This window comes from Pseudomonas sp. ENNP23, assembly GCF_001728945.1.
In the GTDB taxonomy this organism is placed as follows: Bacteria; Pseudomonadota; Gammaproteobacteria; order Pseudomonadales; family Pseudomonadaceae; genus Metapseudomonas; species Metapseudomonas otitidis.
Window position 1 is genome coordinate 125,582 of the sequence record NZ_LYSP01000010.1, and the last position, 7,367, is coordinate 132,948.

Annotated in this window: 8 protein-coding genes; all 8 read left to right on the top strand. The window is 66.4% G+C overall.

Annotation, left to right across the window (positions count from 1 at the left end):
* Positions 1-83: 83 nt before the first annotated feature.
* The 8 genes from A9G05_RS08420 to lafA all read left to right on the top strand — a co-directional run bounded on the left by A9G05_RS08420 (position 84) and on the right by lafA (position 7,287).
* Positions 84-923: a FliM/FliN family flagellar motor switch protein gene (locus tag A9G05_RS08420; protein WP_069560538.1), complete on the top strand. Its 840-nt coding sequence runs from the start codon at positions 84-86 to the stop codon at positions 921-923.
* A complete protein-coding gene (locus A9G05_RS08425; protein WP_069560539.1) occupies positions 920-1,282 on the top strand; it encodes a FliM/FliN family flagellar motor switch protein in 363 nt (120 codons plus the stop codon). Before A9G05_RS08420 ends, A9G05_RS08425 begins: the two co-directional genes overlap by 4 nt.
* Positions 1,279-2,025 (top strand): flagellar type III secretion system pore protein FliP, encoded by a 747-nt coding sequence (gene fliP / locus A9G05_RS08430; protein ID WP_069560540.1) that lies wholly within the window; start codon positions 1,279-1,281, stop codon positions 2,023-2,025. Before A9G05_RS08425 ends, fliP begins: the two co-directional genes overlap by 4 nt.
* Before the next feature lie 17 nt (positions 2,026-2,042).
* A complete protein-coding gene (locus A9G05_RS08435; protein WP_044399931.1) occupies positions 2,043-2,315 on the top strand; it encodes a flagellar biosynthetic protein FliQ in 273 nt (90 codons plus the stop codon).
* 2 nt (positions 2,316-2,317) lie between these two features.
* Positions 2,318-3,115 (top strand): flagellar biosynthetic protein FliR, encoded by a 798-nt coding sequence (gene fliR, locus A9G05_RS08440; RefSeq protein ID WP_069560541.1) that lies wholly within the window; start codon positions 2,318-2,320, stop codon positions 3,113-3,115.
* Positions 3,108-4,238 (top strand): flagellar type III secretion system protein FlhB, encoded by a 1,131-nt coding sequence (flhB, locus tag A9G05_RS08445; protein WP_069560542.1) that lies wholly within the window; start codon positions 3,108-3,110, stop codon positions 4,236-4,238. Before fliR ends, flhB begins: the two co-directional genes overlap by 8 nt.
* Positions 4,239-4,241: 3 nt before the next feature.
* Positions 4,242-6,338 (top strand): flagellar biosynthesis protein FlhA, encoded by a 2,097-nt coding sequence (locus tag A9G05_RS08450; protein ID WP_069560543.1) that lies wholly within the window; start codon positions 4,242-4,244, stop codon positions 6,336-6,338.
* Between the two features lie 106 nt (positions 6,339-6,444).
* A complete protein-coding gene (lafA, locus tag A9G05_RS08455; protein ID WP_069560544.1) occupies positions 6,445-7,287 on the top strand; it encodes a lateral flagellin LafA in 843 nt (280 codons plus the stop codon).
* Positions 7,288-7,367: the final 80 nt, after the last annotated feature.

Sequence of the window (7,367 nt, forward strand, 5' to 3'; positions counted from 1 at the left end):
GGGCATCCGCTGGGAAAGGACCGACAACGCACTGCCAGGCTTACTGAAGGACCTGGCACCCGAACGGCCTCAGAAGGATAGCCATGAACACAAGCCCGAAAATCCATAACGCTGTGCCTGCCGAGCAGGTCACGACCCTGCAGCCGCAGAAGCTGGGGCGGCATTACCACCGCATCCCGGGGTATGTGCGCGATACCGCCTTCCGCTATCCGCGGCTGGTCAGCGATTACTTCCTCGGCCACTACCGCCTGAGCATCGAACTGCAGGACGTGCAGGTGGACGAGGCGATCGAGACCCCTCCCGAGTGCATCTACCAGAGCCCCATCGGCAACCTGGGCTTCGGCATCGACCGCAGCCTGCTGGGGGAGGTGCTGGAGAGCTACTACGGCGGCGCGCTGCCGGCCAACCAGGAACTGCCGCCGGAAAGCAGTTCGGAGGCGCGCATGCGCGAGCGCCTCGGCGACCATGTGCTCTCGCGCCTTGGTCAGGCCCTGCTGGCCGGCGACGTCCCCGGACCACTGGAGCGCCAGCACGACAGCTACGCCGAGGTGCATTGGGAATACGCCATCACCCTGCGCTACATCAGCCACCTCAGTGAGCGCACCGGCGACCTGCGGATCTACCTGGACGCGGCCTGGACGGACGAGTTGATCCGTCGCGTCTCTGCGCCCGCCGCACCGCGCCAACTGGGCAACCCGGCACGAGCGATCCAGCGCCTGCCGGTACGCCTGGACTGCGTGCTGGCACGGGCCCGCCTGTCTCTGGCCGACGTGCTGGGACTGAAGGTTGGCGACCTGCTGCTGATCCGCATGGAAGAGCGGGTCGAGGTGTGCATCAACCGCCAGAAGCTGTTCCACGGTGCTCTGTTCGACGACCAGGGCACCCTCTTCCTCACCTTCCTGGAAAGCGAGAAAACCGCATGAACGACACACAGCTCGACAACGATGACGGCTCCCTGCTGGGCGCCGACTCCCTGGGCCTGGGCCCGCTCGATGACGTGGCTCCGGTGACCGCCGCTGCCACCGCGCCGGACCTGCGCTTCTTCGGCAAGATTCCGGTCAATGTCACCCTCGAAGTGGCCTCGGTGGAGGTGGCACTCAACGACCTGCTGGACGTGGATGCCAGCAGCGTGATCGTCCTCGACAAGCTCGCCGGCGAGCCACTGGACGTGAAGGTCAACGGCGCGCTGTTCGCCAAGGCCGAAGTGGTGGTGATGAACGGCAACTATGGCCTGCGCATCCTCGAACTGGCCGGCGACCCCCTCAAGGGGCTCGTCACATGAACGGCGGGCTGCGCATGCTCATCGCCTCGCTGGCGATGAGCCCGGGCCTGGCCGGTGCAGCGGGTGGCGAGCTGACCCTGTTCCACCTGGAAGACACCGCCAGCGGGCAGGACTTCAGCGTCAAGCTGCAAGTGCTGATCCTCATGAGCCTGCTCGGCCTGCTGCCAGCCATGCTGATGCTGATGACCTGTTTCACCCGTTTCATCATCGTGCTGTCCATCCTGCGCCAGGCCATGGGCCTGCAGCAGAGCCCACCGAACAACGTGCTGGTGGGCATCGCCCTGGTGCTCACGCTGCTGGTGATGCGGCCGGTGTGGCAGGCCTTGCACAACGAGGTCTACCTGCCCTTCGAAGAGGACCGGGTGACCCTGCAGGAAGGGCTCGGCAAGGGGCGCGACATCCTCGGCCGCTTCATGCTGGCGCAGACCCACCACACCTCACTCGAAGCCATCGCCGGACTGGCCGGGGAGACCCTGCCCGAACGCCGCGAAGACGTGGACTTCATGTTGCTGCTGCCCGCCTTCGTGCTCAGCGAGCTGAAGACCGCCTTCCAGCTCGGCTTCATGCTCTTCGTGCCGTTCCTGGTGATCGACCTGGTGGTGGCCAGCGTGTTGATGGCGATGGGCATGATGATGCTGTCGCCGATGATGGTCTCGCTGCCATTCAAGCTGATGGTGTTCGTGCTGGTGGATGGCTGGGCGCTGACGGTGGGCACGCTCGCCGGCAGCGTGCAGCCCTACTGACGGATGAGGAGACCATCATGCTGACCCCCGATACCGCCGTCGCCATCATCGCCCACGCCGTGGAAGTCATCGCCCTGATCGTCTGCGTACTGGTGGTGCCCAGCCTGCTGGGCGGGCTGGTGGTGGCCATCTTCCAGGCCGCAACCCAGATCAACGAACAGATGCTCAGCTTCCTGCCACGCCTGCTGATCACCCTGGGGATGCTGGTTCTGGCCGGGCACTGGATTCTCACCCGGCTGGGCGACCTGTTCATCGAGTCCTTCCGCCAGGCCGCGCGGCTGGTGGGCTGAGCATGGCCGGCGATCCCCTGCTGCAAGCCACCACGGCCCTGGAAAGCCTGGCCCGCTACTGGTGGCCCCTGTGCCGGACCCTGGCACTGTTCGCCACGGCTCCCGGCTTCGGCCACCGTGCCCTCGGCATACGCGCCCGGGTGCTGCTGGCGCTGGTGCTCACCGCCGCCCTGGGCGGCATCCTGCCCGTGTCGCCAGAGCTGGCGCCGCTGTCGGCAGCGGGCGTGCTGGCCGCCCTGGAGCAGATCGCCGTGGGTGTGCTGCTGGGGCTCAGCCTGCAACTGGTGTTCGCCGTCTTCAGCCTGGTGGGCGACCTGGTCTCGACCCTGCTGGGGCTGAGCATGGCGGTCTACAACGACCCGGTGAATGGCGTGTCGTCCAGTTCGGCGATCTACCAGCTCTACTTCATCCTGCTGATGCTGCTGTTCCTGGCCATCGACGGGCACCTGCTGGTGGTCAGCGTGCTGTACAAGAGCTTCCTCTATTGGCCGGTAGGCAGCGGCCTGAACTATGCCGGCATGGATGCGCTGCTGAGTGGCCTGGGCTGGATGTTCGCTGCGGCGCTGCTGATCGCCCTGCCGATGGTGGTGTGCATGAGCCTGGTGCAGTTCGGCTTCGGCCTGCTCAACCGCATCTCCCCCGCGCTCAATCTGTTCTCCCTGGGCTTTCCGGCCGCCGTGGTGCTGGGCCTGGCGTGCCTGTCGCTGACCCTGGCGAACCTGCCGGGCAATTACCTGGAGCTGACCCGGCAAACCCTCGACAGCCTCGGCAACCTGCTGCAGGAGGCCCGCAATGGCTGAGTCCAGCGCCCAGGACCGTACCGAGGAAGCCACCGAACACAAGCTGCGCAAGTCCCGCCGCGAAGGCCAGGTGGCACGCTCACGCGACCTGGCCACCGGTGCCACGCTGCTGGTGGCGATGCTGGCGCTGCTGGCCACCGTGCCGGTCATGCTCGACGGTCTGGAACACCTGTTCCGCGAGGTGCACCAGTTGCCGCCGCCGGGCCAGCAGGGCAACGACGACCTCGAAGCCCTGGCCGGACGCGCCATCGCGGCCCTGGCCGGCGTGCTGCTGCCGCTGCTGGTGGTGCCGCTGCTGGTGGTGCCCCTGTCGCTGCTGGCCGGCGGCTGGATGTTCGCCTGGCGCAACGTGCAGCCCCAGGGGTCGCGGCTCAACCCGATCAAGGGGCTCGGCCGGCTGGTGGCCTGGCAGAACTGGACGGAGTTGCTGAAGTCGCTGCTGAAGATGGCGGTGCTGGCCGCAGTGGCGTGGTTCACCTTCGCCCTGCGCCTGCCGGAGGTGCTGGCATTGCAGCGCGGCGACACGCTGACGGCAATCACCGGGGCCCTGCGCCTGATGGGCGATACGGCACTGGCACTGGTAACGGTGTTCGTGGTGTTCGCGGCACTGGACGTGCCACTGCAGCGCTTTTTCTTCCTGCGCAAGCAGCGCATGACCCGCCAGGAACGCAAGGAGGAGCATAAACAGCAGGAGGGGCGCCCCGAGGTGAAAAGCCGCGTGCGCCAACTGCAACGCCAGATGGCCCAACGACAGATCACCCGGGTGATCGGCGACGCCGACGTGGTCATCGTCAACCCCGAACACTACGCCGTGGCCCTGCGCTACGACCCGACGCGGGCGCAGGCTCCCTATGTAATCGCCCGGGGTGTCGACGAGACGGCACTGTACATCCGCCAACTGGCCACAGCCCGCGGCCTGGAAGTGCTGGAAGCCCCCCCACTGGCCAGGGCGATCTACTTCACCACCCAGGTCAATCAGCAGATACCCGCCCCGCTCTATGGCGCGGTGGCTCAGGTGCTGCACTACATCCTGCAACTGCGCGCCTGGCGCCAGGGCCGCCAGACCCGGCCCTCGCCGCCGCACCACTTCACGATTCCCGATGACTTGCTGAAACGAGGCTGACCCATGCCCACCCTCCCCCAACTCCTGGACAGCCTGCGCAGCGGGCGGATCGGTATCCCGCTGGTGATCCTCAGCGTGCTGGCGATGATCATCCTGCCGCTGCCACCGCTGCTGCTGGACGCGCTGTTCACCTTCAACATCGGCCTGGCGATCCTGGTGCTGCTGGTCAGCGTCTCGGCCCAGCGCCCACTGGACTTCTCGCTGCTGCCAACGGTGATCCTGGTCACCACGCTGCTGCGCCTTTCGCTGAACGTGGCCTCCACTCGGGTAGTGCTGCTCGACGGCCACACCGGCAGCGGCGCGGCGGGCAAGGTGATCGAGGCTTTCGGCGAGGTGGTGATCGGCGGCAACTTCATCGTCGGCCTGGTGGTGTTCGTGATCCTGATGATCATCAACTTCATGGTGGTCACCAAGGGTGGCGAGCGCATCTCCGAGGTCACCGCGCGCTTCACCCTCGACGCCCTGCCAGGCAAGCAGATGGCCATCGACGCCGACCTCAACGCCGGGCTGCTGAACCAGGAACAGGCCCGCGAGCGGCGCCGTGAGGTGGCCAAGGAAGCGGACTTCTACGGCGCCATGGACGGTGCCTCGAAATTCGTCCGGGGCGATGCCATCGCCGGCATCCTGATCCTGCTGATCAACCTCTTCGGCGGTACCGCCATCGGCATGCTGGTGCACGGCATGAGCGGCGGCGACGCCTTCCGCCAGTACGCCCTGCTGACCATCGGCGATGGCCTGGTGGCGCAGATCCCGGCGCTGCTGCTGTCCACGGCGGCGGCGCTCATCGTCACGCGGGTCAACGAGTCGGCCGACATGACCGCCCTGGTGCAGCGCCAGCTGCTGGCCTCGCCCTCGTTGCTGGCCACCGTGGCCGGCATTCTGGTGGTGCTGGCGCTGGTGCCGGGGATGCCGCACATGGCGTTCCTGGCCTTTGCCGCACTGGTCGGCTTCGTGGCCTGGCGCGCGGCGCGCAACGCCCCACCCCGGGAAGCCCAGACCCTGGAGCGCACCGAGGCCCTGGCACTGGCAATGGACAGCCCGCACGACAACCCGCTGTGCTGGAACGACCTGCCGGTGGTCGAGCGCCTGGGCCTGTCGCTGGGCTACAAGCTGGTGGGGCTGGTCAACGAAGCCGGTGGCGCCCCCCTGCCGCAGCGGGTCCGTGGCGTGCGCCAGGCGCTGTCGGAACACCTGGGCTTCCTCCTGCCAGAGGTCCGCATCCGCGACAACCTCCGCCTGAAGGCCGCGCAGTACAGCATCCAGATCAACGGCCAGACGATCGAGTCCGCCGAGATCCACGCCGACCGGCTGATGGCCATCCCCTCCCCCGAGCTGTACGGCGAGATCGACGGCATTCTCGCCACCGATCCGGCCTATCGCATGCATGTGGTGTGGATCGAACCCACGGACAAATCACGGGCCCTGAACCTGGGTTACCAGGTGATCGACTGCGCCAGCGTGATCGCCACGCACCTGAACAAGGTCATCCGTCAGCACCTGCCGGACCTGCTGCGCCTCGATGACGTCGAGCAGTTGCTGCAACGCCTGGCCCTGGAGGCGCCCAAGCTGGCCGAAGCCCTGCGCGCCCAGCTAGGCCTTGGCCCCATCCACCGGGCCTGTCGCCACCTGCTGCAGGACGAGGTGCCCTTGCGCGACATGGCCACCCTGGCTACGGCGTTGCTGGAGAGCTGCGAAACCACCAAGGACCCCCTGCTGCTAGCCGCTGATGTTCGCTACGCCCTGCGCCGCACCATCGTGTCGCAGATCGCCGGTGAGCGCAGCGAGCTGGGGGTCTTCCTGCTGGACCCGGCGCTGGAGAACACCCTGCTCGGGGCCCTGAGCCTGGCGCAGCAGTCCGGCCCGGTGAGCCTGGATGCCATCCCGGTGGAGCCGGCCCTGCTCAACCAGCTGCAGGGCGCCATGCCGGCGGTGAAGGAGCGCCTGCGCCGTGAGGGACACCCGCCCATCCTCACTGTGATGCCGCAGCTGCGCCCGTTGCTGGCGCGCTACGCACGGGTGTTCAGCCCGGGTCTGCACGTGCTCTCGCAGAACGAGATTCCCGAGCGGGTGGGGCTCAAGGTGGTCGGCACCCTCGGCTGAAGCATGAGCTCTGGAAAGGGTTTAAGACGTGTCCGAGCGCGGTCGCTTTGTGTTTCCAGGCAGGCAGTTCAGCCGGCCCATTACGAAACTTGCAGAGGAAGTTCTCATGGCCCTTTCCATTCACACCAACTACTCCGCCCTGGTCTCGCAGACCAGCCTGAACCGCACCAACAAGAGCCTGTCGATCAATCAGCAACGCCTGGGTACTGGTCTGCGCATCAACTCCGCTGCCGACGACGCTGCGGGCCTGCAGATCGCCACCCGCCTGAATGCCCAGACCCGTGGCATGGGTGTCGCCATCCGCAATACCGGGGACGCCACGTCCCTGCTGCAGACCGCCGAAGGCGCCTTCAACGAGATCACCGACATCGTCCAGCGCATGAAGGACCTGGCCACCCAGTCGGCGAACGACACCAACAGCAGCAAGGACCGCACTTCCATCCAGGCCGAGTTCGACCAGTTGGCCAAGGAAGTGGAGAACATCTTCAGCAACACCACCTACGCGGGTGACAACCTCTTCACCGACAGCGGCAAGTTCTCCAAGGCGGTCAACTTCCAGATCGGTGCCACTGCTGCTGAAAACCTGACCGTCGACGTCAGTGCTGAAATGGCCGCCCTGAAAACAACCCTGACTGACGAGCTGAAAGCGCTCAAGCTGGACGACAACACCAATTCCAAAGCTAGCATCACCGCTCTGGACAGCACCCTGGACGCCATCGGCAGCATGCGTGCCAACTTCGGTGCCAACATCAACCGCCTGAACCACACCGCCAACAACCTCGGCAACATGAAAGACAACACCGACCTGGCCCGTGGCCGCATCCTCGACGCCGACATCGCGCTCGAGAGCGCCAACGCCGCCAAGAACGGCATGCTCCTGCAGTCGGGTATCGCCATGCTCAAGCAGGCTGGCCAGATGCCGTCCATGGTCATGTCGCTCCTCGGCTGATCCCGCTCCCTTCCCTTGCGGCCTGCGTCGTACAGCAAGGCCTCTCTTTACGCCCCGGGAAACCGGGGCGTCTTTTTTTT

What these genes read in the sequence shown, in the direction of transcription:
- A9G05_RS08435 (WP_044399931.1), top strand. Translation starts at nt 2,043, where the DNA reads ATGCTGACCCCCGATACCGCCGTCGCCATCATCGCCCACGCCGTGGAA.
- lafA (WP_069560544.1), top strand. Translation starts at nt 6,445, where the DNA reads ATGGCCCTTTCCATTCACACCAACTACTCCGCCCTGGTCTCGCAGACC.
- fliP (WP_069560540.1), top strand. Translation starts at nt 1,279, where the DNA reads ATGAACGGCGGGCTGCGCATGCTCATCGCCTCGCTGGCGATGAGCCCG.
- A9G05_RS08420 (WP_069560538.1), top strand. Translation starts at nt 84, where the DNA reads ATGAACACAAGCCCGAAAATCCATAACGCTGTGCCTGCCGAGCAGGTC.
- fliR (WP_069560541.1), top strand. Translation starts at nt 2,318, where the DNA reads ATGGCCGGCGATCCCCTGCTGCAAGCCACCACGGCCCTGGAAAGCCTG.
- A9G05_RS08425 (WP_069560539.1), top strand. Translation starts at nt 920, where the DNA reads ATGAACGACACACAGCTCGACAACGATGACGGCTCCCTGCTGGGCGCC.
- flhB (WP_069560542.1), top strand. Translation starts at nt 3,108, where the DNA reads ATGGCTGAGTCCAGCGCCCAGGACCGTACCGAGGAAGCCACCGAACAC.
- A9G05_RS08450 (WP_069560543.1), top strand. Translation starts at nt 4,242, where the DNA reads ATGCCCACCCTCCCCCAACTCCTGGACAGCCTGCGCAGCGGGCGGATC.